The following is a 23,440-nucleotide window of genomic DNA, read 5'->3' on the forward strand; positions in this document are numbered from 1 at the left end:
CGACAATGTCGCCCGCTAAGTTGGGCTTCGTTCGGTGAAGTCTGAAAAAACAAGACGGTCGCGGCGCGAGATGCGTCGTGGACTTTCGAGGAGGGAGCTAGATGTCGTCTGTGCAAATCCGCGACGTGCGGAAATCGTTCGGCAATTTTGAAGTCCTGCACGGCGTTTCGATTCCGATCGAGGACGGCCAGTTCGTCGTCCTGGTTGGTCCCTCCGGCTGCGGCAAGTCGACGCTTCTGCGCATGCTCGCCGGTCTCGAGAACATCACCTCAGGGACGATCTCGATCGGCGACCGCGTCGTCAACAATGTCCAGCCCAAGGAGCGGGACATTGCGATGGTGTTCCAGAACTACGCGCTCTATCCGCACATGACGGTCGGCGAGAACATGGGCTTCTCGATGAAGCTGCGGGGCGAGAGCACCGAGGAGATCAACAAGCGCGTCAAGCGCGCCGCCGAGATTCTGGCGCTGTCGCCGCTGCTCGAACGCTATCCACGCCAGCTCTCCGGCGGCCAGCGCCAGCGCGTCGCCATGGGCCGCGCCATCGTGCGCGATCCGCAGGTGTTCCTGTTCGACGAGCCCTTGTCGAACCTCGACGCCAAGCTGCGCGTCGCGATGCGCACCGAGATCAAGGAGCTGCACCAGCGGCTGAAGACCACGACGGTCTACGTCACCCACGATCAGATCGAGGCCATGACCATGGCCGATAAAATCGTGGTCATGCATGACGGCATCGTCGAGCAGATGGGTACGCCGCTCGAGCTCTACGACAAGCCCGAGAACCAGTTCGTCGCCGGCTTTATCGGCTCGCCGTCCATGAACTTCCTGAAGGGTCATGTGCGGGTCAACGGCGTTGCGACCTTCGAGGGGCCGAATGGCGTCAAGCTGCCGCTCAGGAACGCGCCGGCGGCGTCCGACGGGCGTCCTGTCGTTTACGGCGTGCGTCCCGAGCATTTCACCATCGCTGACGACGGCGCCGATGCCGAGATCGTCGTGGTCGAGCCGACCGGCTCGGAAACGCAGGTGTTTGCGAAGCTCGGTGGTGAGCAGGTCGTCGCGGTCTTCCGCGAACGTCACCAGTTCAACCCGGGCGACAAGGTCAAGCTGAAGCCCGATCCTTCCGTGATTCATCTGTTCGACGAGGCGACGGGCAAACGCGTATAGCGACGCCAAAGAACTGCCAAGCAGAACTGCCCCAATACAAGACGACCCAATACAAATATAAAATTTAGGGAGAGAACGATGAGCGATTTCGACAGGCGAAGTGTGCTTAAAGTCGGTTTGGGCGGCGCGGCGCTGCTGGCTGGCCCGGGGATTGTCCCGGTACGCGCGGCGGAGTGGACCAACACGCCCGAGCCGAACGCTTCCATCCGCGTCTTGCGCTGGAAGCAGTTCATTCAGGCCGAGTTCGACAAATTCGCCGAGCAGACCAAGGCGTTCTCCGAGAAGACCGGCGTCAAGATCAAGCTCGAGGCCGAGAGCTGGGAGGACATCCGCCCCAAAGCCGCGGTCGCCGCCAATGTCGGCGCCGGTCCCGACCTGATCATCGGAACGCTCGATGATCCCCACAAATTCCCGGAAAAGCTGATCGACATGACTGACGTCGCCGACTATCTCGGCGCGCAGTATGGCGGCTGGTACCCGGTTGCCGAACGCTACGGCAAGAAGGGCAACAGCTGGATCGCCATTCCGCAGGGCGCGACCGGCGGCTGCCTGAACTATCGCGTTAGCCACGTGAAGGCCGCCGGCTTCGATGAATTTCCCAAGGACACTGCCGGCTTCCTCAAGCTCTGCCAGGCGCTGAAGAAGAACAACACGCCGGCCGGCTTCGCGCTCGGCCACGCCACGGGTGACGCCAACGGCTGGTGCCAGTGGGCGCTGTGGGCCTTCGGCGGCAAAGTCGTCAATGAAAAGAACGAGGTCGTGATCGACTCGCCGGAGACGATCGCCGCGCTCGAATACGTCAAGCAGCTCTACGAGACCTTCATCCCCGGCGTGCTGTCGTGGAACGACTCGAACAACAACAAGGCGTTCCTCAACGGCGAGCTCAGCCTGACGCTGAACGGCATCTCGATCTGGACCGTCGGAAAGAACTCGACCGATCCGAAGCAGCAGGAGATCGCCAAGGACATGAACCACGCGCCGATGCCGATCGGTCCGGTCGGCGTGTCGACCGAGCAGCAGAACGTGCTGGTTTATTACGGCTACAAGCACTCGAAGTATCCGAAGGCGGTCAAGGAATACATCAAGTTCATGATGGACAAGGCGAACTACGACGCCTGGGAGGTCTCCTCCAACGGCTACGTGTCGCCGCCGCTTCCGGCCTACAACGACAACCCGGTGTGGACGTCGGATCCGAAGATCACGCCCTATCGCGACTGCCTGAAGCGCTGCCGCGACAACGGCTATGCCGGCGATCTCGGCTATGCCTCGGCCGCGGTGATGGGCGACTTCGTCGTCGTCGACATGTTCGCCGAGGCGGCGTCGGGCTCGGTGACGCCGAAGGCGGCAGCCGCACGCGCAGCCGAGCGCGCCAAGCGCTACTATCAGGTCTGATCAGCTCCAATCTACGCGGCGTCCGGTTCGCCGGACGCCGCGACTTTTCGTCGAGGGGAATCCGACATGGCAGTTATGGCCGAGTCCACTGTTGCGCAGGCCAAGCGCAGCAGCTTGTGGACCAGAGCATTCGAGAGCCGGCATTTCCTCGGCGCGATGTTCATGGTGCCGGCAATCGCCATCCTCATCCTGTTTCTGGCTTACCCGCTGGCGCTGGGCTTCTGGCTCGGCATGACCGACACCAAGATCGGCGGCGCCGGGCGCTACATCGGCTTCCAGAATTTCGTCTCGCTGGCGAAGGACTCAGTGTTCTGGCTTTCGGTGTTCAACACGATCTTCTACACGGTCGCCGCCAGCGCGGTGAAATTCGCCATCGGCCTTTACCTGGCGCTGCTGCTCAACGAGCGGCTGCCGATGAAGTCGATGATCCGGGCGATCGTGCTGTTGCCCTTCGTCGTGCCCACGGTGCTCTCTGCGATCGCGTTCTGGTGGATTTATGACAGCCAGTTCTCGATCATCTCCTGGGTGTTGATCAAGGCCGGCCTGATCACGCGCTATATCGATTTCCTTGGCGATCCCTGGAATGCGCGCTGGTCGGTCGTCGCCGCCAATATCTGGCGCGGCGTGCCTTTCGTGGCGATCACGCTGCTGGCGGGATTACAGACCATCTCGCCCTCGCTCTATGAGGCCGCCAATCTCGACGGCGCCACCAATCTGCAGCGCTTCCGCCACATCACGCTGCCGATGCTGTCGCCGATCATCGCGGTCGTGATGACGTTCTCGGTGCTGATGACCTTCACCGACTTTCAGCTCATCTACACCATCACGCGGGGTGGACCGATCAACTCCACCCATCTGATGGCGACGCTGTCGTTCCAGCGCGCCATCACCGGCGGCAATCTCGGCGAGGGGGCGGCGATCTCGAACGCGATGATTCCGTTCCTGGTCGCGGCGATCCTGCTCAGCTTTTTCGGGCTTCAGCGTTCCCGCTGGCAGCAGGGCGGGAGGGACTGACCATGACCACGGCAGACGACCAAAGCGTCGGAATGGACTATCTCGAGAGCTTCCCGCGGAAGTTTTTTCGGGTCTACCTTCCGCTCGGCCTGATCATCTTCTTCCTGCTGTTCCCGTTCTACTGGATGGCGGTCGCGACGTTCAAGCCGGACGCGGAGATGTACGACTACGAAAAGTACAATCCGTTCTGGATCGTGCATCCGACGCTGGAGCACATCAAGAAGCTGTTCTTCGACACCGACTATCCGCTCTGGATGTGGAACACCGTGATCGTCTCGGTGTCCTCGACCTTCATCTCCCTGTTCGCCAGCGTCTGCGCCGCCTATGCGATCGAACGCCTTCGCTACAAGGGCTCGCGCTATGTCGGCCTTGCGATCTTCCTCGGCTATCTGGTGCCGCCCTCCATTCTGTTCATTCCGCTGGCGGCGATCGTGTTTCAGCTCGGGCTGTTCGACGGCAATTTGGCGCTGATCCTGACCTATCCGACCTTCCTGATCCCGTTCTGCACCTGGCTCCTGATGGGCTATTTCCGCACCATCCCCTATGAGCTGGAGGAGTGTGCGCTGATCGACGGGGCGACGCGGCTGCAGATTCTGATGAAGATCACGCTGCCGCTTTCGCTGCCGGGCGTGATCTCGGCGGGCATCTTCGCCTTCACGTTGTCCTGGAACGAGTTCATTTACGCGCTGACCTTCATCTCCTCGTCCGAAAACAAGACGATCCCGGTCGGCGCGATCACCGAGCTCGTCAATGGCGACGTCTACCACTGGGGGGCCCTGATGGCGGCGGCTCTGACCGGCTCGGTTCCCGTAGTTATCCTTTATTCCTTCTTCGTCGAGTATTATGTGTCGGCGATGACCGGCGCCGTGAAGGAATGATCGCGGGGCCTGCCTCGAGAGCGCGCCAGGACGAATCGCCGAAATCGGCGCGTTCCGGCCAATAAAAAGGAGTAGGCTCTTGCACATTCTGGTTCTGGGCGCCGCCGGCATGGTCGGCCGCAAATTGTGCGAACGGTTGTCGCGCGACGGCCGGCTCGGCAAGAGCGACATCACCAAGCTGACCATGCATGACGTGGTCGAGCCGAAGGCGCCCGAAAGAGCCGGTTTTGCCGTCGAGACCGTGTCGAGCGATTTCGCCGTGCCGGGTGCGGCCGAAAAGCTGATCGCCGGCCGTCCGGACGTGATCTTTCATCTCGCCGCGATCGTCTCGGGCGAAGCCGAGCTCGATTTCGACAAGGGCTACCGCATCAATCTCGACGGCACGCGAATGCTGCTCGATGCCGTCAGGCTTGCAGGCGGCGGCTACAAGCCGCGCGTGGTCTTCACGTCCTCGATCGCGGTGTTCGGCGCGCCGTTCCCCGATGCGATCGGCGACGAGTTCTTCCACACGCCGCTTCTGAGCTACGGTACGCAGAAGGCGATCGGCGAATTACTGCTGGCCGACTATTCCCGCCGCGGCTTCCTCGATGGCATCGGCATCCGCCTGCCGACCATCTGCATCAGGCCCGGCCTGCCCAACAAGGCGGCATCGGGCTTCTTCTCCAACATCCTGCGCGAGCCGCTGGCCGGCAAGGAAGCGGTTCTTCCCGTGTCCGAGGACGTCCGCCACTGGCATGCCACGCCGCGCTCCGCCGTCGGCTTCCTGCTGCATGCCGGCACCATGGACCTCGCCGCGGTGGGGCCGCGCCGTAATTTGACCATGCCGGGTCTGTCGGCGACGGTTGGCGAGCAGATCGCTGCGCTGAAGCGCGTCGCCGGCGACAAGGTCGCCGCCCGCATCAAGCGGGAGCCCGATCCCTTTATCGTCAGCATCGTCGGCGGCTGGCCGCGCAACTTCAATGCAAAGCGGTCGCTCGAGCTCGGCTTCACCACTGCCGAGAAGACTTTCGACGACATCATCCGCATTCACATCGAAGACGAGCTCGGCGGCAATTTCGTCGCCTGATCTCTGACTGAGCGGGTAAAGTGATGGCGAGCGTTGCTTGCATCGGCGAATGCATGGTCGAGCTCCGGCAGGCCCAGGGTGGACAATCCGCCGGACCTTCCAGCGGGCAGGGCGGGGGCCTCTACTCGCGTGGATTCGGCGGCGACACCCTCAACACGGCCGTTTACCTCGCGCGGCTCGAGGTCAAGGTCGATTATTTCACCGCGCTTGGCGACGATGCCCTGAGCGATGAGATGATCGCGGCCTGGACTGCGGAGGGCGTCGGCACGAGGCGCGTCGCGCGGCTGCCGGGCAAGCTGCCCGGCCTCTACATGATCCAGCTGGATGCGAAGGGAGAGCGCCAGTTCTTCCACTGGCGCGACAGTGCGGCGGCGCGCCAGCTGATGAACCTGCCGGAGACGGACGATCTCCTCAACTCGCTGATGAGCTACGACATCGTCTATCTCTCTGCGATCACGCTCTCGATCTACGACACGGCTGGGCGCGAGCGCCTGCTCGCGGCGATCAAGCGCGCGCGTCTGCTTGGCACCCGCTTCGTGTTCGACACCAATTTTCGCGCGCGGGGATGGCCGGATCGTGAGGTCGCGCGCGAGGTGTTTTCAGCGGCCTTCGCGGCAGCCGACATCGTGCTGACCTCGACCGAGGATCTGCTCGCTCTCTATCCCGGCGAAAGCCACGAGCAGTTGATGGCGCGCATCCCAAGCCCCGAGCTGGTGTTCCGGCTCGCCGAGCCGGTCAGCCTGCTGCGCTTTCCCGGGGGGCCCTACGAGGTCCGCGCAGAGCCCATGACCAAGCCCGTGGTCGACACCACCGCGGCCGGCGACAGCTTTGCGGCGGCCTATATCGCGGCACGGCTCGCCGGTTCCGACCCGGTCGAGGCCGCGCAGGCCGGGCACCGCCTCGCCAGCCTCGTCATCTGCTATTCCGGCGCCATCATTCCGGGTTATGCCATGCCGCCGAAGAAACGGCATCGGCCGGCGACCACGCGTCAAGCGACCAAGTGAAACGAAAGCCAAGATGACCACGACTGCCCAACAGAACCACCTCGCCGCGCTGTTCAAGGCCGCGACTGTCATTCCCGTCCTCACCATCGAGCGTATCCAGGATGCGGTGCCGCTGGCGCGTGCGCTGGTGGCCGGCGGCGTCCGCACGCTGGAGGTGACCATGCGTACCCCTGTTGCGATCGAGGCGGCGAGGGCGATGATGGCCGAGGTGCCCGAGGCGGTGGTCGGCATCGGCACGATTCTCAATCCGGCCGACTTTACCCGTGTCGAGAAGCTCGGCGTTGCGTTCGGCATCAGCCCGGGCTTGATCCCGGACCTCTTGAAGGCCGCCACCCATAGCTCCTTGCCGTTTGCGCCGGGTATCGCCACGGCCTCCGAGCTGATGATGGCGCTGTCCTACGGCTTCGACATTGCAAAATTTTTCCCGGCCGAGCAGGCCGGCGGCATCAAGGGGCTGCGCTCGCTGGGTGGGCCGTTCCCGAACGTGCGGTTCTGCCCGACCGGCGGGGTCGGCGAGGCCAATGCGGCAACCTGGCTCGCGGAGCCCAATGTGGTCGCGGTCGGCGGTTCCTGGCTGTGCCCGACGGCGGAGATCAGGGCCGGGAACTGGGCCGGCATAACTGCCATCTGCCAGCGCACCCTCGAGGCCCTTAAACCCGCGTGAAGTCTTGCCATCCCTGAGCTAAGACTTAGGTCAGCAAGAGAGCGCCAGGGAGAATGACCATGACCGCCAGCATCGTCGGATGGGCGCATACGCCGTTCGGCAAGTTCGACACCGAGACCGTGGAAAGCCTTGTGGTGAAGGTAGCCAATGAGGCGCTGGCGGATGCCGGCATTTCGGCCGGCGATGTCGACGAGATCGTGCTCGGCCATTTCAACGCCGGCTTCTCGCCCCAGGATTTTACCGCCTCGCTGGTGCTCCAGGCCGACCCGAAGCTGCGCTTCAAGCCGGCGACCCGGGTCGAGAACGCCTGCGCCACCGGCTCCGCCGCCGTCCATCAGGGCGTGCGCGCGATCGCGGCCGGCGCGGCCAGGATTGTCCTCGTTGTCGGGGTCGAACAGATGACGCGCACGCCGGGCCCGGAGATCGGCAAGAACCTGCTCAAGGCGTCCTATCTGCCCGAGGACGGCGACACTTTCGGCGGCTTCGCCGGCGTGTTCGGCAAGATCGCCAGCTCCTATTTCCAGAAATACGGCGACCAGTCCGATGCACTGGCGCTGATCGCGGCCAAGAACCATAAGAACGGCGTCGCCAATCCCTTCGCCCAGATGCGCAAGGACTTTGGCTTCGACTTCTGCCGCGCCGAGAGCGAGAAGAACCCCTACGTCGCCGGCCCCCTGAAGCGCACCGACTGCTCGCTGGTCTCGGACGGTGCCGCTGCCCTGGTGCTGGCCGACGCGGAAACCGCCAAGGGCATGAGCAAGTCGATCGGCTTCCGCGCCACCGCGCACGCCCAGGATTTCCTGCCGATGTCCAAGCGCGACATCCTCCAGTTCGAGGGCTGCACGGTCGCTTGGCAGCGCGCACTGGAGAAGGCGGGCGTTACACTTTCCGATCTCTCCTTCGTCGAGACCCATGACTGCTTCACCGTCGCCGAGCTGATCGAGTACGAAGCGATGGGCTTGACGCCGCGGGGGCAGGGTGCCCGTGCCATCAAGGAAGGCTGGACGCTCAAGGACGGCAAGCTGCCGGTCAATCCGTCCGGTGGCCTGAAAGCCAAGGGCCATCCGATCGGCGCCACCGGCGTCTCCATGCACGTGATGACCGCGATGCAGCTCGCCGGCCAAGCGCCCGAGGGCATGCAGCTCAAGAATGCAAAGCTCGGCGGCATTTTCAACATGGGCGGTGCGGCGGTTGCCAACTACGTCTCCGTGCTGGAGCCGCTGAAGTAAGGCTGCTGCACGGTAGGCAAGGCGTGAAGCGCCGTGCCCACCTTCTTATCTTGCGCTAGATCATGGTGGGCCCGCTGGGGGCCCTTAAAGCTCTTGATCGATTTGCAGGGGATGCATCATGAGCAATGACTACGAAGATTCGCTGTCGATGGACGCACTCAACGATCGCATCGCGATTCTCGAGGACAATATCCGCCAGCTCATCGAGCAGGCCGCGGCCGCCTCGGGTGAGCAGAACGAGTCGCGGATCGCTGACCGCATCAACCAGCAGAATGATGAGCTCGACCGCCTCCTCAAGATTCGCGATTCCCGTCAGAAGAAATAGCCGCCTTTCGCCGCCGGCGCATGCGGCCATACGCCGGCGGCTCTTGCGCATGCGCCGCCACTGCCGTTAGCTGGACCGAAATCGCAGGCCTCACTTGAGGCCGCGCAATCGGGAGCGAACGATGGGGCCGCTGAAGGGCATCAAGGTCGTCGACATGACCACCGTGCTGATGGGCCCCTATGCGACCCAGATGCTCGGCGATTACGGCGCAGACGTCATCAAGGTGGAGTCTCTGGACGGCGACGTCACCCGCCTGATCGGCCCGATGCGGCACGCAGGCATGGGCCCGGTGTTTCTCAACACCAACCGTAGCAAGCGCTCGATCTGCCTTGACCTGAAGAAGCCCGCCGGCCGCGAGGCCGTGCTCCGCTTGCTGAAAGACGCCGACGTTCTCGTCTACAACGTCCGCCCGCAGGCGATGGCGCGGCTTCAACTCGGCTATGACGTTGTTTCCAAAATCAATCCGCGGCTGGTCTATGCCGGCGTGTTCGGCTTCGGCCAGGACGGGCCCTATGCTGCAAAACCGGCCTATGACGATCTGATCCAGGGCGCCACCGCGCTGCCCGCCTTGATGGCGCAGACCGGTGACGGTGTGCCGCGCTATGTGCCGAACGCACTGGTCGATCGCATCGTAGGCTTGACTGCCGTGGGCGCGATCTGCGCCAGCCTCGTGCACCGCGACCGCACCGGCCGCGGCCAGCGCGTCGACATCCCGATGTTCGAGACCATGGCCGGCTTCGTCATGGGCGACCACATGGGCGGATTGACCTATGAGCCCCCGCTCGACAAGGGCGGTTACGCCCGCCACCTCTCGCGCGACCGCCGGCCCTACAAGACATCGGACGGTTATCTCAGCGTCATCGTCTACAACGACAAGCAGTGGGAGAACTTCTTTGAGGCGACGGGACGCGACGACCTGCGCGCCGACGCGATGTTCGCGACATTCGCCGGCCGCGCCGCCAATATCGACGTCGTCTATGCCGAGCTCGCGCGCATCTTCGAGACGCGCAGCACCGCGGAATGGATCGACCTGCTCACCAAGGCCGACGTGCCGGTGATGCCCATGCACGACCTCGCGTCGATGCTGCACGATGAGCATCTGGAGGCGACCGGCTTTTTCCCAGTGGTGAACCATCCAACTGAAGGGCCGATCCGGAGCATGAGGGTGACGGCCACCTGGTCCGAAACCGAAGCCGAACCGGTGCGGCTCGCGCCGCAGCTCAACGAGCACGGCGCGGAAATCCTGCGCGAGATCGGCTATTCCGCCGACGAGATCGACGCCATGGTCCGCGATGGCGTCACCCGTTCGCCGCCCCGGAATGACGATGCACTGGTGCGCCCATGAGCTTCATCACCGGCGTCGGTCTCACGCCTTTCGGCAAGCACGAAGACTCGTCCTCGCTGGAGCTGATGAGCAAGGCCGCGCAGGCTGCGCTCGACGATGCCGGGCTCAAGCGTGCCGAGATCGACGGCATCCTCTGCGGCTACTCCACCGTCTCGCCGCACATCATGTTGGCGACCGTTTTTGCCGAGCATTTTGGCATCCGCCCCAGTTACGCCCATGCCGTCCAGGTCGGTGGCGCGACCGGGCTCGCGATGACCATGCTCGCCCATCATCTCGTCGAAGCGTGCGTCGCCCGCAATGTGCTCGTCGTGGCCGGCGAGAACCGCCTCACTGGACAGAGCCGCGACGCCTCGATCCAAGCGCTGGCGCAGGTCGGCCATCCCGACTACGAACTGCCGCTCGGCCCGACCATCCCCGCCTATTACGGCCTCGTCGCTAACAGATACATGCACGAGTACGGCGTGACGGAAGAAGACCTCGCCGAATTCGCGGTGCTGATGCGCACCCACGCCTGCACTCATCCTGGTGCGCAATTCCAGGATCCCATCGAGGTCGCTGACGTCATGGCCTCGAAGCCGGTGGCGATGCCGCTGAAGCTGCTCGATTGCTGCCCGGTGTCCGACGGCGGCGCAGCCTTCGTCATCAGTCGCGAGCGGACCGGAGAGGCCGGCGTGCGCATTCGCGGCTGTGCCCAGGCCCATACCCATCAGCACGTCACTGCAGCCCCCGCCCTGAGCGAGCTCGGCGCCGAGATCTCCGTCGCTCGCGCCAGGGAGGTTACCGGCCTTGCCGTTTCCGACGTGCGCTACGCCGCGATCTACGACAGCTTTACGATCACGCTCGCGATGCTGCTGGAAGATCTTGGCCTCGCTGGCCGAGGCGAGGCAGCCGCGCGCGTGCGCGTTGGCCATTTCAGCCGCAATGGAGCGATGCCGCTGAACACCCATGGCGGCCTGCTCAGCTACGGTCATTGCGGCGTTGGTGGCGCCATGGCGCATCTCGTCGAAACGCATCTGCAGATGACGGGGCGGGCGGCGAATCGTCAGGTGCGCGACGCCTCGATCGCGCTGCTGCACGGCGACGGCGGCGTGCTGTCGTCTCACGTCAGCATGTTCCTGGAGCGGGTGCGATGAGCGAGCGTCTAGCCGACTGGACCAAGGGCGAACAGGCCGTCATTTATCAGACCTGCACCGCATGCGGCCATGTGCAGTATATTCGTCGCGCCTTCTGCGCGGCCTGCGGCGCGTCCGATCCGCGCGAGCAGTGCGCCAGCGGCAAGGGCAGGGTCTACGCGACGTCGCTGGTCTGCCGCGCCGCCACGCCCGAGACGCGCGCGTACGTGCCCTACAACATCCTGCTGGTCGATTGCGCCGAGGGTTTTCGCATGATGGCGCATGGTGAGAATGATCTCGCCATCGGCGATGAGGTCAGTGCGAGCTTCAAACTGTTCGCCGGCAAGCTGGTGCCGTTCTTCGCCAAAGACAGATAGTGAAATTTAGATGCTCCAATGTGGCCCGGATGGAGCGGACCGAAATCCGGGTTTTCGCCTCACCGATAGACTTTCCCGGATTGCGCGCCCCATCCGGGCTATTGCGGCAACGCGAGCGGTGGGATCCGTCATTCGGGGGCGGTCCTGAGAGACCGAGCCTGGAACGGGAATTCTGGGCCTGGCCTGTGCGAGGGCCACCCCGGAATGACGAAAGCTCTCACCCGACTCTTAACTAGCGCCCGTAGAACAGGATGCTGGCGATGACGAGCATCGCCATCACCGCTAGCATATGCGCGAACGCTTCCGAGGCCGCCCCCTTGGTGGCTTCCTTCATTCCATTTTCTCCCTAGACTTGGGCGTGACTCATCGATGCGCGGTTAGCGCCCAACGGCCAATTGTTTTTACTCGGAACTCCCCTTGCGAGTATCCGCCGCGATCAAGTCCCCACGCGGCGAATATCGACTGTGCCAAGGTCGTTCAGCAATGCGGCGGCATTTTGACTCGATGTTGTTGCTCCTGCGGACGCGCAAGAATACAGTTTCGTGGAAATTTCGCCGCTAACGACAAAAAGCATCAAAGGCTTAGGGAAAAACTTCAGGAAAATCATGGCCCGCATCAACTACAGCGACCCGTCCAAGGCATCCGACCGCACCCGGGAGATCCTCGACAAGAACCGCAATGCCAACATCTTCCGGATGATGTCGCATTCGCCGAGCTATTTCGAGCAGTACTGCCGGCTCGGCGGCGCCATCCGCCACAAGGGCGAGCTCGATCCGATCGTGCGCGAACTCGCGATCACCCGAACCGGCATTTTGTGCGAGGCGCCGTATGAGATCGTCGCGCACAAGCGCATCGGCAAGAATGTCGGCGTCACCGACGAGCAGAACGAGGCGCTCGAGAACTGGCAGGCCGCGAACTGTTTCAATGAAGTGCAGCGCGCCGCGCTCGCCTTCACCGACGAGATCGTCAAGCTGAACAAGCCGACGGATGCGACCTTCAAGGCGATCTCATCGAAGCTGACGCCGGCCGCACTGGTTGAACTGCAGCTCTCGGTCGGATTCTACATCATGACGTCAAAGTTTCTGGAGACCTTCGAGATCGACCTTCAGCCGGTCACCGAAGTGGTCGGCTGATCGAGCAATTGCTGTGAGGGATGCTCATGACGATCGATGAATATGCCGCCTGGGCTGCAACGATTGCGAAAGTCGATGAGCGTCCGTCGAACGAACGGCTGTCCTATCTCGGGCTCGGCCTCGCCGGCGAGTCCGGCGAAGTCGCCGACCATATCAAGAAGCTGCTCCGCGATGACTGGCTCGACCAGGCGGGCCTCGTCGAAGAGCTCGGCGATGTCATCTATTACTGGGCCTGCCTCTGCGTGGCGACCGGCCAGCAGCCATCGGAGCTGCTCAAGACCAGTGCCGCCAAGATCAAGCGGCGGATCAGCGAGGCGGCGAGCCGCTAGGCCGCTCAGGTGGAGGTCAAGATATCCACTTTGGCGTTGGCGACGATCAGGCGCTCGGCCAGAAGCTGCGCAAGATTGCGCATGATGCGTTCGCTGGCGTGCGGGTGCTGCTTGCGGAAGCGCTCGAACGCTTTCAGAGGCGCCTCGAACGCGGTCGCAGCCATATCCGCGAACACGTCCGCGGAGCGGGTGGTCTCGATCAGGGCCATCTCGCCGAACGCCATGCCGGCGGTGAGTGTTGCGAGCCGCACTCCGTCGGGCAGGGTGACATGCACCGCGCCGCTGCGCAGGAAGAACAGGGAATCGGCTGCGGCGCCAGTGGTGAGGATTTTCGCGCCAGACTGATAGATCCGGATCGTGCAGATCGAGGCGAGGTCGGTCAGCTCTTCCGCGCTGAGGCCTGCGAGCAGCGGCTGCTCGGAAAGCTCGGTGGTCTCGTGAAAATCGATCGAGCCGCCATAGCGGTAGACGATCTGGTCTTCGGCCCATTCGATCGCGGTGTCGAGCACATAGAAGTCGCGGACGTTCTTCAGCTCCGCGGTCCACTCCCGCAGGCTGTCCCATTCTTTGGAGGCGCGCCTGACGCCTGACAGGACGACGGTCACATTCAGCGCCGCCAGCTCCTCGAACGCTTCAGCCACCAGCCGCGCCCCGGCGCGTGTGGTGGAGGTGACGCGGTGGAGATCGAAAATCACGAATTGCGGCCGCGGCCGGCCCGCAAGCCGGCGTGAGACATAGTCGACCGCCGACAGCGACAGCGTGCCGACCAGCTCGATGATCCGCACCTCCTGCTCGTGGGCTGCGAGAATATCGCGCTCCTGCGGGCGGCGCACGCGCCGCGACGGGCTCTTGCCGATGTCGTAATCGGCGATGACGGCATTGCGTGCGTCGTCGCTGCGGTTGAGCATATGCAGATCGTAATGCGAGGACAGCGCCTCGCAGACCTTGATGCCGCGCACGCTGTTGCCGTGCTTGTCGAGCCTTGGCGAATAGCTGCCGAGCCCGAGGCGGGCGGGGAGTGCGGCGAGAATTCCGCCGCCGACGCCACTCTTGGCGGGGATGCCGATCCGGTAGATCCATTCGCCGGCATAGTCGTACATGCCCGACGACGTCATCACCGACAGCGTGCGCGAGATCGCGTAAGGCGTCAGCACCTGCTCGCCGGTAACCGGGTTGACGCCACGGTTGGCGAGCGTTGCCGCCATCACGGCGATGTCGCGCGCGGTGACCAGCACCGCGCATTGCCGGAAATAGACGTCGAGTACGGCCGCGACATTGTCCGAGATCACCGCATTGGTCTTGAGGAGATAGCCGATGGCGCGGTTGCGGTCGCCGGTCTGGCTTTCGGAAGCGTAGACGGCCTCGTCGACGGCGAGGTCGCGGCCGGCAAAACGACTGAGCGCGAGGCGAATTTGCTCGAAGGCGTCCGGACCCTTGCTGTCGTGGATCAGCCCGGTGCAGGCGATCGCGCCGGCATTGACCATCGGGTTGAATGGATGATTCTCCGAGTTGAGCCGGATCGAGTTGAAAGGATCGCCGGAGGGCTCGACGCCGATTGCGCTCTCCACCCTGTTTGCGCCGAGCAGGTCCAGCGCCAGCGCGAACACGAACGGCTTTGACATCGACTGGATGGTGAAGGGCGCCCTGGAGTCGCCGACCTCGTAGACATGACCGTCCAGGGTCGCGAGGCTGATGCCGAAACAGGCAGGATCGGCCTTGCCGAGCTCGGGAATGTAGTCGGCGACCGCGCCCGAGGTCTCTGCCGAGAATTCGTTGAGGCAATTGTCCAGAAACCGCAGCAAAGGCGGCTTCGAGCGGGTCCAGGCGGTAGCGAGAGGCGAAAGCGGTTTCATTGCCTCTCTTTGTGCAACGCAATCAGGGCACGCGCAACCCGTCCGGCACCACGGTCTGCCGCCGGACCAGCAGCAGGGCGAGCAAAATCGTGGGGATCAGGATGGCGAGGCCGAGCAGCGTCACCTGCATCTGCGACAGCGGCATGATGCCGCCGCCGGGGGTGGCCACCACGAAACCGCCGATCACCAGCAGCACGCGGATGGGCCACTCCAGCGCACCGGCGCCGCGGAGATCGCCGACGAAGGGCTGGTAGCCCTGGATGCCGCCGCAGATGAACAGCGTGCCGAACGCCGCGAGCGCCATCAAGCCGAGACCGGCCAGATAGGGGCTCGGCCCCTGCAGCACCAGCGCGGGATTGAGCACGAAGAAGAACGGGATGAAATAGATGATGCTGCCGACCCACATCGATTCCCAGCCCGTCTTCATCGCCGGCGAGCCGGCAATACCTGCCGCTGCGAATGATGCAATCGCGACCGGCGGGGTGATCGACGACAGCATGCCCCAGTAGAAAATGAACATGTGCACGGCCATCTTGTTCAGCCCGAGCTTCTCCAGCGCGGGTGCGACCAGGATGGCGAGGAAGATGTAGCAGGCCGTCGTGGTCAGGCCGAGCCCGAGAATCAGGCTAGTCAGGGCGCACATGCCGAGCAGCAGGAACGGATTGTCGCCGGCGATATGCAGCAGGTCGTTGGCGAGGCTCGACACCACGCCGGTCATCGAGAAGGCGCCGATCAGCAGGCCGCACCCGGCGAGGATGCCGACAAGCTCGACGAAGGTGCGGCCGTTGACCTCGAGGAATTTGCCGATGGTCGCGACAGTCCAGCGCGTGTCCTTCGAGAACAGCTGGTTGAGCACAAGAAGCAATGCGGTGGCGTAGAATGGCGCATGGCTCTCGCGCTTGAAGTAGAGCAGCATCACGATCAGAAGGGCGATGACGAAGACGTAGTACCAGCCATCCTTGATCGTATCCATGACCCGCGGCAGCTCCGCGCGCGGAATGCCCTTCAGCCCGTGTCGTGCGGCGTAGGAATCGACCTGCATGAACAGGCCGATATAATAGAGCGCGGCGGGAATGATGGCCGCGATCGCGACATCGGCGTAGCTGACATTGAGGAACTGCGCGATTACGAAGGCGGTCGCGCCCATCACCGGCGGCGCCAGCACCGCGCCGGTCGAGGCACAAGCCTCGATCGCGCCCGCATAGGAGGCGCGAAAGCCGCTCTTCTTCATCACCGGAATGGTCATGGTGCCGGCGGTCAGCACGTTGGAGATGATCGAGCCTGACATCATGCCGAGCAGGCCGCTGGCGAAGATGCACACCTTGGCCGCGCCGCCGCGGAACGTGCCACACAGCGCGAAGGCGAGATTGATGAAGAACTTTCCGGCGCCGGTCATCATCAACGCGGTGCCGAACACCAGGAAGCCGATCACGGTGTCGGCAAACGCCTGGATGGGAATGCCGAGCAGGCTCTCGCCCGACAGCACGTGATAGGCGGTCGCCTGCTCCAGCGTCGACTGCGTGCCGCGGAACGGCCCGAGCCAGCTGGATTCCGCGAACAGCGGATAGACGGTGAAGGGAAGCACGCTCAGTAGCAGGCTCCAGCCGCCGGTGCGGCGCAGCGCCTCCATCAACATCACCCACATCACGAGACCGGCTGCGATCACGCTGTTCGGCGCGCCGCCGAATTCCCAGCCGGCCTCGGCGGCCTTGCGGACGTTCGACATCAACAGCAGCGCGGCGGCAAAGGTCACGACGAAGCAGAGAAGGTCATACCAGGGAATGCGGTCGAGCGGCGCGCGCGGGGTCCCCGGGAAGATCAGGAACGTGAACGGCAGCATCAGGGCGATCAGGAGGTAGAAGTATTCCGTGTTGAGCTGGGTGTAGCCGACGAAGAAGCGCAGCGAGAATTGCTGGTTGATGCAGAGCAGGATGGTCGCGGCGGTCGCGAGGACGAGCAGCCAGCGCCAGGCGCCACGCAAGCTTCGCACGCGCGTAACTTCCGCTTCCTGCATGTTGGCGGCGGCGCCATGCGGATCGTCGAACACGATCCGCTTGGCCTCGTCCTGGGAGGGGGTGGAGACTGAAGCAGACGACATGATCGACCCCGGGCGTGGACAATTAACGCTGTGAACTAATCCTCGAACCCGTTCGGCATGTCGGCCTTCGCAAGCGCCGCGGCACGCGCCTTCATCCAGGCGTCGAGGAACGCCTTATCATCCGCAGGCGGATTGGATTTTCCGTAGTCGGTCCACGCGGCGCCAAGCACCTCTTGCCGCTTGATCAGTCCGTTGTTGTGCGCCTCCTGTGCGTCGTTCCATTGCCCGGCCTCCTTCAAAGCCTTCACCGCGCCGGGATGCACCGGCACCACCCAGTTCTTGGTCTGGCGATCGGCCGCAAGCCCGCCGGCGCCGGGCGCGGAGTCCTTGTAGGAATCGTAGTTCACGATCATCGCCTTGGTGATCGCATAGACCTGCTCGGGGGCTTGCGAGGCGTAGGCGACGAAGATCGGATAGGGATAGTTGCCGAGCTCGATCGGCTTGTCCGGCGAGATACCGGCGCCGCAGGTCGCGGTCTGCGGGAAGAAGAACGAGCCGACCTTCTGCATCCGTGCCCAACCTTCCTTGTCCTTGGCGGGCAGCGGCGGCCAGACCAGCCCGCGCGGCGAAGTCTCGGCTTCCTTGGCGGGACCGGTGATGGTGGTGCCGAAGGCCGCATCGGTGTCGTTGTTGATCAAGCCCTTCCACATCGCGCCGTAGCTTGCGAACTCGACGATCTTGACGTCCTTCTGCGTCAGGCCGGCGAAGGCGAGCACCGCGAGCGAGTTCTGGTTCAGTGCCGGCGAGCCGACGACGAAGCCGACGCGCTTTCCCTTGAGGTCCTTCAGCTCCTTCACCCCTGTATCCGCGGCCACGCCGAGCGAACCGCAATTGCAATCAACGCTCGAGAGCAGGATCTGGAGCGGCTGCGGGCCCCATTCCCTGGAGCCGAACTCGAACACGCCCTCCTGCGCGAAATAGGTCCCCGATCCCATCGCCGCGGAGACCGCGCGCTTGGCGCGCAGCGGCGCCAGACGCGCGACATCGTTGCCTGCGGGGAGCACGCGCACGTCGGTCGAGTATTTGTCCTTCATCATCTTGCCGACGCCGACCGCGATGTTGAAGCCGGCGGTACCGGTGTCATAGGCGGTGAACGTCAATGTTGCCGGCAGCTTGATGTCGTCGGCGAATGCATAGCGTGTAGACACAAAAGAAAGGCCTGCCACCACGGCAGGCGCGAGCATGATCAGCCCACGACGCATGTTTCCCTCCAATGATCCTCGCGTTTGCCGCGACGATTTCTTTCTTTGTTTGAAACAGGTTTTGTTTGAGAGATCATGTCATCGCGGTCAGGCAATGGCAACGCCGTACCGCGAACGCAGCAATGAGGCTGACAGAATGTCGCGGAAAACGACGGAGAATGCAGTCAGCTTGCGACGATTGCGATCGCCTGTCCTTCGGTAACGACGTCGTCGAGCTTCACCAGAAGCGATGTGATCTCGCCGCTCACAGGCGAAAGCACCGGTATCTCCATCTTCATCGCTTCGACCACCACAATCTCATCGCCATCTGCAACGGTTCCTCCAACTTGCACGGGAGTTGCGCAGACGCGTCCGGCGATCTCCGTGACGATCTTAATTTCTGGCATGCCATCGCCTTTTTGTTGTGGTCGCAAAATGCCTGAGGTAGTTTCTTCTGCAAGCGGAATTTAATTCCGCACAGCGGAACAATCGGTAGGGATCATGGGACGACGTTCGGAGCGGTTGAGTAGACAAGGTGCGCTCGCTGGCGAAGCCGGTGAGGGTGATGTCATCCAGGTGGTGTCGCGCGCGTTCGACGTGTTGCGATGCTTCGAGGGCCACGAGGCCAGGCTTGGCAATCTGGAAATTTCAAATCGCTGCGGCCTGCCGCGCTCGACCGTGTCGCGGCTCACGCACACGCTGACGCGGATGGGGCAGCTGGTCTATCTGCCGCGCGATCAGAAATATCGCATCGGGCCAAGCGCGGTGGCGATGAGCGCCTCGATGATGAAGGGCGCGCAGCTGCGCAGCATGATTCGCCAGCGGCTCCAGGAAGTCGCTGAGCAACTGCCGGGCACCGTCGGCTTCGTGGTCCCCGATCGCTTCCATCTGGTCTATCTTCAGTTCGCGCGTTCGGCCTCGGCACTCGGGCTGCACGAGGGCACCGGCAGCCGCATCTCGATGGCCTCGACCGCTGCAGGCGCAGCCTACACTGCGGCATTGGCGCCCGAGGTCGGCGATGCCTTCATCGCGGACATGGAGCGGGAAGCTCCCGAGGCTGCGAAAATCCTGCGGCCCCGCATCGAGGCCAACCGGCAGTCGCTGCATGAGCGCGGCTATGTCGTGGCCTGCGGCCTGTGGAGCCCGCATATCAACGGGCTCGCGGTGCCGATCTGGTCGCCGCAATACCAGACCTTCGTCGTCATCACGATCGGTCTTCTGTCGGCGATGTACGACGAAGAGCGCCTGCATGCCGAGGTCGCGCCGCTGATGCTCGCGCTCGGCCGTTCGCTCGGCAGCCTGATGGAGGGCGCGGAAGGCGACGTCTTCAACGCCCGCATCCCGCGTAAACCGGTCGCCATCGCCGTGCACAACAATAACAAGCCGATCAATTCGGAGGGAGTGAATGAACTGGAAGCCGGAACTCGACGAGCTCGCCCGGCGCGAAGCCTTCGCGCGGGAGATGGGCGGCGTTGACAAGGTCAAGCGTCAGCATGACCAGGGCCGACTGACTGTTCGGGAGCGTATCGACAGACTGACCGACAAGGGCAGCTTTCACGAGATCGGCGCCGTCTCCGGCGTCGGTGAATACGATTCCAGCGGCGAGTTGCAGAAATTAACGCCGGCGAACTGCGTGTTCGGCCGCGCGCGCATCGAAGGCCGCACCGTCGTCGTGGTCGGCGACGATTTCACCGTGCGCGGCGGCTCGGCGGACGCGTCCATCTCCGCAAAACCGCTGATGGCGGAGGAGATGGCGCATGATCTCCGCCTGCCCATCGTCCGCATCATCGAAGGCTCCGGCGGCGGCGGCTCGGTCAAGACTATCGAGACCAAGGGCGCGGCGAACTTGCCGGGCGGCATCGGCGGCACACGCTGGTATCGCTTCACCACCGAGAATTTGTCGCGCGTGCCCGTGGTCGCGCTCGGCCTCGGCTCGGTCGCAGGGCTCGGTGCCGCGCGTCTTGCCGCCAGCCACTATTCCATCATGACCCGGAAGTCCGCGATGTTCGTCGCAGGTCCGCCGGTGGTGAAGGCGCTGGGGCAGGACCTCTCGAAGGAAGAGCTCGGCGGCGCCGACATCCAGACCCGCGCCGGCGCGGTCGATCATGCCGTCGACACCGAGGAGGAGGCGTTTGCCTGCGCCCGGCGATTCCTGTCCTATCTGCCGTCGTCGGTCTACGAGCTACCACCGACCTTGCCCTGCACCGACAATCCGGAGCGCACAGAAGAGGCGCTGATGAGCGCGGTGCCACGCAGCCGCAAGCAGGTCTACAAGATACGGCCGATCGTCGAGCAGGTCGTGGACAAGGGCTCGTTCTTCGAGGTCGCCAAAAATTTCGGCAAGCCGATCATTGTCGGCCTCGCGCGGCTCGAGGGCAGGGCGGTGATGGTGCTCGCCAGCGACAGCTTTCACTATGGCGGCTCCTGGACGGCGGATGCCTGCCAGAAGGTGGTGCGCTGGGTCGACTTCGCCGAGACCTTCCATTTGCCGATCGTCTATCTCATGGACTGCCCCGGCTTCATGATCGGCCTCGATGCGGAGAAGGCGGGCACCATCCGCCATGGCGTTCGCGCTATGGCCGCGGTCAACCAGGCCACGGTGCCCTGGTGCACGGTGATCCTGCGCAACGCCTTCGGCGTCGCCGGCGTGGTGCATCAGCCCGCCGACCGCTTCTCGATCCGCTACGCCTGGCCGTCGGCTTATTGGGGCTCGCTCCCGCTCGAAGGCGGCATCGAAGCCGCCTACCGCGCGGACATCGACGCGGCCGAGGACAAGGCGGAGAAACTGAAAGAGATCGAGGACCGCCTCAACAAGCTGCGCTCGCCGTTCCGCTCCGCCGAAAAATTCTGGGTGGAGGAGATCATCGATCCCAGGAAGACGCGGTCGCTGCTGTGCGAGTTCGCGCGGCTGTCGGAGCCATTGCGAAAGCCAGGGCCGCCGGGGAATTTTTCGATCAGGCCGTAGCTTCAGCCGTCACTGCGAGCAGCTGTTGCCGATCTCAGCCTAATTGCAGTTCGGCAAAATTGATCTATCGCAACACGTCGCGTCCGATTGTCTGCAAGCGTCTCGTTTGAAACGAGGGAGAGACGTCATGACAAATGCGGGTAACGCGCTGCTTTGGACGGCCATATTTTTCTGCCTGTCGTTCGCTTCGATTTTTGTAGTCTGGTTTGCCGAGCGGTTGCGCGCGGGCTTCGTGAGGAAGCCGTAAAGCCTCCTCGGTTCGCTCCCTCGTCACCTGCTGACCGGACGGCGGATGCCAGCCGCCGGGCGGTGCCCTTGGCGTCGAGGGCCTTGTGCTCGCGCTTTGCGCGGCAGCGATGACGTGACCTCAAAACAATAACGCGCTACGCTTCCCGGGCAAGAACAAGAGGAAGCGCCAATCGTGTATGACTTCATTATCGTGGGCGGCGGCTCGGCGGGGTCCGTGCTGGCCCACCGGCTCTCCGCGAGGAGCGCCAACAAGGTCCTGCTCTGCGAGGCCGGACAGGACACACCGCCCGGAGACGAGCCGGCCGAGATCAAGGACAGCTATCCGGGTACGGCCTATTTCGATCCGCGCTTCCACTGGACCGAGCTCAAGGTCACGACCCAGATCGTCAGCCACAACAATCCAGATGAAGGGCGCCCACCCCTGCGCAAATACGAGCAGGCTCGCGTGCTTGGCGGCGGCTCCTCGATCAACGGCCAGATGGCCAACCGCGGCGCGCCGACCGATTACGACGAATGGGAAGCGCGCGGCGCCGCGGGGTGGAGCTGGAATGATGTGCTGCCCTTCTTCAAGACGGTCGAACGCGACCTCGATTTCGACGGTCCCTACCACGGCAAGGACGGCCGCATCCCGGTCCGCCGAATCCCCAGGGAGCACTGGACGCGGCATTCGCAGGCGTTCGCGCAGGCCTTCCAGCAGGCCGGACATCAGTTCCTGCCGGACCAGAATGGCGAGTTCGTCGACGGGTTTTTCCCGGTGACGCACTCGAACCAGGCCGAGCAACGCGTCTCGGCTGCCATGGGCTATCTCGATCGCGACACACGCAAGCGCGCCAACCTCACGATCTCCACCAACACGCAAGTCCGGGAATTGCTGTTCGAAGGCACGCGGTGCGTCGGCGTGAAGGCGGTGGTCGACGGGCGGGAGCAGGAATTCCGCGCCCGCGAGATCATTCTCTCCAGCGGCGCCATCCATTCGCCGGCGCATCTGTTGCGCGCCGGCATCGGCCCGGTCGGTCACCTCAGGGATATGGGCATTCCCGTGTTGATGGGGCTGCAGGGCGTCGGCCAGCGCCTGATGGATCATCCCTCGATCTCGCTGTCGTCCTTTGTCCGCCGCGGCGCGCGGATGAACGAGCACACCAGGCGCCATATGCAGCTTGGCCTGCGTTACTCGTCCGGGCTCGAAGGCGTACCGAAAGGCGACATGTTCGTCGTGCTGCTCAGCAAATCGGCCTGGCACGCCGTCGGTGAGCAAATCGGATCGCTGCTGACGTTCGTCAACAAGACCTATTCCGAGACCGGACAGGTCAAACTTGCCTCGCGCGACCCGGCAGTCGAGCCGATCGTCGAGTTCAACCTGTTGTCCGACCGGCGCGACCTCGATCGCCTGATGAGCGGCTTTCGCAAGATGGCGGCCGTGCAGATGAGCGACGTCGTCAGGGCCGTGACGGACAAGCCGTTCCCGGCCTCCTATACCGATCGCGTGCGCAAGATCGGCGTGGTCAACACCAAGAATCGGATTCTGACCAAGATCGCCGCGGCCCTGATGGACGGGCCGGCGGCGCTGCGCCACTACATGATCGACAATTTCGTGGTCGAGGGCTTCACCTTCGACGACGTCATCAACGATGACGAGGCGTTGGAAGCCTTCGTGCGCAAGGCCACGATCGGCGTGTGGCACGCCTCCTGCTCGTGCCGCATGGGCCGGACCGATGATCCGATGGCGGTGGTCGATCCAGAGGGGCGCGTCAAGGGCGTGCAGGGCCTGCGCGTCGTCGATGCCTCGATCTTCCCGGTGGTGCCGTGCGCCAACACCAATTTTCCGGTCCTGATGTCGGCGGAGAAGATCGCGGCCGCGATGATGCAGTGAGCCGGCGCGGCTTTTCGGCTGGCGAACCGCCTTGTCGACGCTGACCGTCCAGGACCGCTAGTGAGACCGCAAAAGCTGAATGGTGGGCGAGAACGGTTCCGCGGCCGACGGTCTGGCGGACATGCGTCCTTAGGCGGAACTTGGAACCCGGCTTCGGCGTTCTTTGCCAGATTTCGCCTTACGACTGAGACGG

General features: G+C 63.7%; 22 protein-coding genes. 17 read left to right on the top strand and 5 right to left on the bottom strand.

Annotation, left to right across the window (positions count from 1 at the left end; genetic code table 11):
• The first annotated feature begins 101 nt into the window (after positions 1–101).
• From ACIPUD_RS04815 to ACIPUD_RS04870, 12 genes are all read left to right on the top strand, one after another.
• A complete protein-coding gene (locus ACIPUD_RS04815; protein ID WP_007592328.1) occupies positions 102–1,163 on the top strand; it encodes an ABC transporter ATP-binding protein in 1,062 nt (353 codons plus the stop codon).
• Positions 1,164–1,241: 78 nt separating this feature from the next.
• Positions 1,242–2,555, top strand: coding sequence for an ABC transporter substrate-binding protein (locus ACIPUD_RS04820; RefSeq protein ID WP_018459245.1), 1,314 nt, complete (start codon positions 1,242–1,244; stop codon positions 2,553–2,555).
• A gap of 66 nt (positions 2,556–2,621) precedes the next feature.
• Positions 2,622–3,569 (top strand): carbohydrate ABC transporter permease, encoded by a 948-nt coding sequence (locus ACIPUD_RS04825; RefSeq protein WP_007592324.1) that lies wholly within the window; start codon positions 2,622–2,624, stop codon positions 3,567–3,569.
• 2 nt (positions 3,570–3,571) lie between these two features.
• A complete protein-coding gene (locus tag ACIPUD_RS04830; protein WP_007592322.1) occupies positions 3,572–4,447 on the top strand; it encodes a carbohydrate ABC transporter permease in 876 nt (291 codons plus the stop codon).
• A gap of 79 nt (positions 4,448–4,526) precedes the next feature.
• Positions 4,527–5,513: a D-erythronate dehydrogenase gene (gene denD, locus ACIPUD_RS04835; protein WP_247369214.1), complete on the top strand. Its 987-nt coding sequence runs from the start codon at positions 4,527–4,529 to the stop codon at positions 5,511–5,513.
• 23 nt (positions 5,514–5,536) lie between these two features.
• Complete coding sequence (locus ACIPUD_RS04840; protein WP_446480201.1) at positions 5,537–6,517, top strand: sugar kinase; 981 nt, start codon at positions 5,537–5,539, stop codon at positions 6,515–6,517.
• 13 nt (positions 6,518–6,530) lie between these two features.
• A complete protein-coding gene (gene eda / locus ACIPUD_RS04845; protein WP_446480202.1) occupies positions 6,531–7,181 on the top strand; it encodes a bifunctional 4-hydroxy-2-oxoglutarate aldolase/2-dehydro-3-deoxy-phosphogluconate aldolase in 651 nt (216 codons plus the stop codon).
• 59 nt (positions 7,182–7,240) lie between these two features.
• Entirely contained in the window at positions 7,241–8,410 is a 1,170-nt protein-coding gene (locus tag ACIPUD_RS04850; RefSeq protein ID WP_446480203.1) for an acetyl-CoA acetyltransferase, read from the top strand.
• Between the two features lie 118 nt (positions 8,411–8,528).
• Positions 8,529–8,735: a hypothetical protein gene (locus ACIPUD_RS04855; RefSeq protein WP_018459240.1), complete on the top strand. Its 207-nt coding sequence runs from the start codon at positions 8,529–8,531 to the stop codon at positions 8,733–8,735.
• A gap of 121 nt (positions 8,736–8,856) precedes the next feature.
• Complete coding sequence (locus ACIPUD_RS04860; protein ID WP_446480204.1) at positions 8,857–10,080, top strand: CaiB/BaiF CoA transferase family protein; 1,224 nt, start codon at positions 8,857–8,859, stop codon at positions 10,078–10,080.
• Positions 10,077–11,213, top strand: coding sequence for a thiolase family protein (locus ACIPUD_RS04865; protein WP_446480205.1), 1,137 nt, complete (start codon positions 10,077–10,079; stop codon positions 11,211–11,213). The genes ACIPUD_RS04860 and ACIPUD_RS04865 overlap by 4 nt, the downstream gene beginning before the upstream one ends.
• Positions 11,210–11,569: a Zn-ribbon domain-containing OB-fold protein gene (locus ACIPUD_RS04870; RefSeq protein WP_018459237.1), complete on the top strand. Its 360-nt coding sequence runs from the start codon at positions 11,210–11,212 to the stop codon at positions 11,567–11,569. The genes ACIPUD_RS04865 and ACIPUD_RS04870 overlap by 4 nt, the downstream gene beginning before the upstream one ends.
• A gap of 436 nt (positions 11,570–12,005) precedes the next feature.
• Here ACIPUD_RS04870 and ACIPUD_RS04875 read toward each other — a convergent pair whose 3' ends face one another.
• Positions 12,006–12,176, bottom strand: coding sequence for a hypothetical protein (locus tag ACIPUD_RS04875; RefSeq protein WP_158091581.1), 171 nt, complete (start codon positions 12,174–12,176; stop codon positions 12,006–12,008).
• On the opposite strand from ACIPUD_RS04875, the gene ACIPUD_RS04880 reads away from it, so the two are divergent.
• Together ACIPUD_RS04880 and ACIPUD_RS04885 are read left to right on the top strand one after the other, a co-directional pair.
• Positions 12,175–12,702, top strand: a complete 528-nt coding sequence (locus tag ACIPUD_RS04880; protein WP_085352807.1) for a carboxymuconolactone decarboxylase family protein — start codon at positions 12,175–12,177, stop codon at positions 12,700–12,702. The genes ACIPUD_RS04875 and ACIPUD_RS04880 overlap by 2 nt on opposite strands.
• 26 nt (positions 12,703–12,728) lie before the next feature.
• Entirely contained in the window at positions 12,729–13,031 is a 303-nt protein-coding gene (locus tag ACIPUD_RS04885; RefSeq protein WP_026233761.1) for a nucleoside triphosphate pyrophosphohydrolase family protein, read from the top strand.
• A 5-nt stretch (positions 13,032–13,036) separates the two neighbouring features.
• Here the strand turns inward: ACIPUD_RS04885 and glsA are convergent, their stop codons facing one another.
• The 4 genes from glsA to ACIPUD_RS04905 form a co-directional block, all read right to left on the bottom strand.
• On the bottom strand, positions 13,037–14,884 hold the full coding sequence (gene glsA, locus ACIPUD_RS04890) for a glutaminase A (RefSeq protein WP_085352808.1): 1,848 nt from the start codon (positions 14,882–14,884) through the stop codon (positions 13,037–13,039).
• Positions 14,885–14,906: 22 nt separating this feature from the next.
• Positions 14,907–16,982 (bottom strand): TRAP transporter permease, encoded by a 2,076-nt coding sequence (locus ACIPUD_RS04895; RefSeq protein WP_018459233.1) that lies wholly within the window; start codon positions 16,980–16,982, stop codon positions 14,907–14,909.
• A gap of 35 nt (positions 16,983–17,017) precedes the next feature.
• Positions 17,018–18,184 (bottom strand): TAXI family TRAP transporter solute-binding subunit, encoded by a 1,167-nt coding sequence (locus ACIPUD_RS04900; protein ID WP_018459232.1) that lies wholly within the window; start codon positions 18,182–18,184, stop codon positions 17,018–17,020.
• 164 nt (positions 18,185–18,348) lie between these two features.
• Positions 18,349–18,570, bottom strand: coding sequence for an acetyl-CoA carboxylase biotin carboxyl carrier protein subunit (locus ACIPUD_RS04905; RefSeq protein WP_018459231.1), 222 nt, complete (start codon positions 18,568–18,570; stop codon positions 18,349–18,351).
• A 94-nt stretch (positions 18,571–18,664) separates the two neighbouring features.
• Between ACIPUD_RS04905 and ACIPUD_RS04910 the strand changes: the two genes are divergently transcribed.
• The 3 genes from ACIPUD_RS04910 (at position 18,665) to ACIPUD_RS04920 (ending at position 23,247) form a co-directional block, all read left to right on the top strand.
• Positions 18,665–19,639, top strand: coding sequence for an IclR family transcriptional regulator (locus tag ACIPUD_RS04910; protein ID WP_026233760.1), 975 nt, complete (start codon positions 18,665–18,667; stop codon positions 19,637–19,639).
• The gene (locus ACIPUD_RS04915) at positions 19,569–21,128 is read left to right on the top strand and encodes an acyl-CoA carboxylase subunit beta (protein WP_446480206.1); all 1,560 of its coding nucleotides are present in this window, start codon (positions 19,569–19,571) and stop codon (positions 21,126–21,128) included. Before ACIPUD_RS04910 ends, ACIPUD_RS04915 begins: the two co-directional genes overlap by 71 nt.
• 421 nt (positions 21,129–21,549) lie before the next feature.
• Positions 21,550–23,247, top strand: a complete 1,698-nt coding sequence (locus ACIPUD_RS04920; protein ID WP_446480207.1) for a GMC family oxidoreductase — start codon at positions 21,550–21,552, stop codon at positions 23,245–23,247.
• The last annotated feature ends 193 nt before the right edge of the window (positions 23,248–23,440 follow it).

It is taken from the genome of Bradyrhizobium sp. CAR08, assembly GCF_052871955.1.